Below are 2635 nucleotides of genomic sequence, written 5' to 3' on the forward strand. Positions count from 1 at the left end.
CAGTCTGTAGAGCGACCATAAGACCAGAACAGAGTAAATCTGTTAAGGCAGGTGCGGAACCCCGCAAGGGAAAGAAGCAGAAACCTAAATCGTGAGGTTTGGGAATCACCGTCCGTTTACGGCGGTGAGGATGTCAAAGATTCTTGTCTAGCGTCGATAGGCTAACCAAAAGATGAATGCGGGCAAAATAACTAATAGCATAACTAGAATTGCCCCAAAAATCACGCTTACCCCCGGCGGTGATTTCAAGATTAACGGTAGCCAGACGATCGATAATAACAGAATTATCCCCATCATCAGGGGCAAGACTCCTTCCCCAAGGCGCTGATTCATACTCACCCAACGAAATCCCGTCCAGCGCCAAGTGCGTTTATAGGGATAGTGGGGGGCTAATTGTTCGATAATTTGGCCGTTTTCCTGTAGCACAAATATCTGTTGACAGCGATCGCAGCCAAAGGCATCGGTCAATAAAATCGGGCATAATGTCCCTTTCCGACGACAGGGACAAGGATAGTCTTGGTGTTGGTCGATTTTGGTATATTTATGCGGTCGCACAAGCTAAATTTTTGTTTATAAACGGTTGTTTTTAGTCGCTCGTGGTCAATGGCTAAGGTATTCAACGGTTGCCCAAAATCCTCAACCCTATTGCTCACGGGTAATTCCCATCTTAAGGGATATCCCTAAATTATTCATCCTGACCTTAAGGTATATTTCAAGATTTTTTCAAGCGGGCAACGCGATTCGAACGCGCGACATTCACCTTGGCAAGGTGACGCTCTACCACTGAGCTATGCCCGCAAGCCGTTTTTTTACACTCCTATAAGTGTGCCAAATCTCAGACCATTTGTCAAGTAGTTTGGATCATTTTTTTACAATGATTCATCTTCTGGCAAATCCCCCAAACCCGTAATAGCTTCGAGAACCACTTCTATCTTAGCCTGTAGTCGGTTGAACTGATGTTCCAAGCGATCAAAGCGCTTGTCAATGGCGGCGAATTTTTCGTCCACTGCGGCGAATTTTTCATCCACTGCGGCGAATTTTTCATCGATATGGCGTTCCATAGCCTCAAAAGCTGCTGTAATCCGTCCCTCTGGTTCTAAATCCAATTCCAGAGTCTTGATTCTCTCGACAGCGTTGACTAATTGCCGTCTCAGTTGGTTAATATATTTGTTCTGTTCAGCTTCGCTCATCAGTGGAACTCTTGGGGAGTGGGGACACCTAAAACCCTAAATTCTGGGAGAATTTTGTTAGCCTTCTATCAGTGCCTGTTGGGGATTATTTTCCAATAATTCTAGGGGTTTATTTTCATCCCGGGGGCGCAATTGACGCATGAGACTAGCCATTTCTAGGGCAGATAGGCCATAATTCCAGCCCAAATTACTTTTAATACCGGCCCGTTCGAGGGCCTGTTGTAGGGTATCAGTGGTGAGAATACCAAAGACAACGGGAACACCTGTCTGAAAAGCGGCCGCGGCGATACCCTTTGCGGCCTCGGCGGCAACGTAATCAAAATGGGGCGTTTGGCCGCGAATAATTGCCCCTAGACAAATAACGGCATCGTAACGGTGAGAAAGGGCGACTTGACGGGCTACCATTGGCACTTCAAAGCTACCGGGTACCCAGATATAATCCACTTGAGTGCCATCGGGATTGACATCAACCCCGTGACGCTTGAGACAGTCTTGACAGCCTGATAACAGTTTATCAGTGACGAGATCGTTAAAACGACCAATCACGATCGCAAAGCGCCAAGAGGATATATCCTCGGTAAAATTTCCCTCAAAAACAGTCATAGGTAGAAGGGGTTAGGGGATGGGGGATGGGGGAGTGGGGAGTGGGGGAGTGGGGAGAATAAATAAAAATAGTCTCCCGACTCCTGATCAAGACTAAATCACTAAAAAGTTTAAAATAGCGACGGCAACGACTAAAATCGCCCAAATTGCCGAACCCACATAGAGAAGGGGTTTCGATTGGTTCCAGTTTTGGGGGGAAGCATAGGCAACGGGGACACCAATCACCATCAGCAAGGAAAATAAAACTAGGGCAATGAGAAAAAATTGAAAAACAATAGACATGATTGGGTTCTCCTAAAGCAGTTGATGTTTATTTAGATAATTCTCCCAGATTTGATACTTGTATGGAAGAGCCTCGCTTCCACTCAACTTAACCGGACGACCCTTCCTCTAGCTCCTCCCTGAATCAGGGGTTAGGGGAGATATCCCCGTCAGACCGAATCCACGAGCATTTTAATTTTACTGCCACTGACTACCCAGTCGCAGCGGGTCTTCAAATTTTTTTGATGTCTCCATCCTTGTCAAAAGCAGGATTGTAAGGGTTAGGTGGGGGAAGTGACTCTCTGTGATCCCTTGCTCAGATTACCGTGTTTTTGCGTTTTCGCCAAACCTAGCCTAGAAAGGTCTCCAGACTGCTGAACCGCTAAAAACTAATGGTCGAGTCCTAGGTCAAGCCCCCCAAACGGATGCCAGCGCCAAAATTGACATCCTCACCGCCGTAAACGGACGGTGATTCCCAAACCTCACGATTTAGGTTTCTGCTTCTTTCCCTTGCGGGGTTTCGCACCGGCCTTAACAGATTTACTCTGTTCTGGTCTTATGGTCGCTCTACAGACTGACAC

Annotated in this window: 4 protein-coding genes and 1 tRNA gene; all 5 read right to left on the reverse strand. The window is 46.8% G+C overall.

The window, feature by feature from the left end:
- Nucleotides 1-147: 147 nt before the first annotated feature.
- Entirely contained in the window at nt 148-555 is a 408-nt protein-coding gene (locus IM479_RS11560; RefSeq protein ID WP_287079960.1) for a hypothetical protein, read from the reverse strand.
- Nucleotides 556-726: 171 nt separating this feature from the next.
- Nucleotides 727-798 (reverse strand) — tRNA-Gly (locus IM479_RS11565).
- Nucleotides 799-869: 71 nt separating this feature from the next.
- A complete protein-coding gene (locus IM479_RS11570) occupies nt 870-1190 on the reverse strand; it encodes a hypothetical protein (protein ID WP_287079958.1) in 321 nt (106 codons plus the stop codon).
- Between the two features lie 57 nt (nt 1191-1247).
- Nucleotides 1248-1793 carry a 6,7-dimethyl-8-ribityllumazine synthase gene (gene ribH / locus IM479_RS11575; RefSeq protein ID WP_287079957.1) on the reverse strand — a complete coding sequence of 182 codons (546 nt, stop codon included), beginning with the start codon at nt 1791-1793 and terminating at the stop codon, nt 1248-1250.
- Nucleotides 1794-1886: 93 nt separating this feature from the next.
- The gene (psbZ, locus tag IM479_RS11580; RefSeq protein WP_287079956.1) at nt 1887-2075 is read right to left on the reverse strand and encodes a photosystem II reaction center protein PsbZ; all 189 of its coding nucleotides are present in this window, start codon (nt 2073-2075) and stop codon (nt 1887-1889) included.
- Nucleotides 2076-2635 lie beyond the last annotated feature (560 nt).

Source organism: Microcystis sp. M165S2, from assembly GCF_020245885.1.
In the GTDB taxonomy this organism is placed as follows: domain Bacteria; phylum Cyanobacteriota; class Cyanobacteriia; order Cyanobacteriales; family Microcystaceae; genus Microcystis.

Excerpts from the sequence above, each read along its gene's own strand:
- ribH (WP_287079957.1), bottom strand. The coding sequence starts at position 1,793 with ATGACTGTTTTTGAGGGAAATTTTACCGAGGATATATCCTCTTGGCGC.
- IM479_RS11570 (WP_287079958.1), bottom strand. The coding sequence starts at position 1,190 with ATGAGCGAAGCTGAACAGAACAAATATATTAACCAACTGAGACGGCAA.
- psbZ (WP_287079956.1), bottom strand. The coding sequence starts at position 2,075 with ATGTCTATTGTTTTTCAATTTTTTCTCATTGCCCTAGTTTTATTTTCC.